Source organism: Flavobacterium enshiense, assembly GCF_040750275.1.
Classification (GTDB): domain Bacteria; phylum Bacteroidota; class Bacteroidia; order Flavobacteriales; family Flavobacteriaceae; genus Flavobacterium; species Flavobacterium enshiense_B.
In genome coordinates this window covers 1-250 of record NZ_JBDOCV010000041.1, presented here as the reverse complement: position 1 = coordinate 250, position 250 = coordinate 1, and the positions used below count along the sequence as shown (strand labels likewise).

Annotated in this window: 1 pseudogene; it reads right to left on the bottom strand. The window is 50.0% G+C overall.

The features are described 5' to 3' along the window. Nucleotides 1-250, bottom strand: a pseudogene (locus tag ABGT15_RS14720) (hypothetical protein); the annotation flags it as partial.

Genomic DNA, 250 nt, shown 5'->3' with positions numbered 1-250 from the left:
TGTAAGAGTACCCGTAGCTGTAGCCGGTGGACAACCTCCGGTGGTCGTAACCGTATAGTTGAATGTACCCGATGCTGTCGGGGTTCCGCTGATTGTTACAGTGTTCCCTGCCCATGATCCTGTTACTCCCGCAGGTAATCCTGTTACCGTAGCGCCGGTAGCACCAGTAGTGGTCATCGTAATATCTGTAATCGCTGTATTGATACACACCGTTTGGTTAGAACCTGCTGTGATTGTATTTTGCGGATTG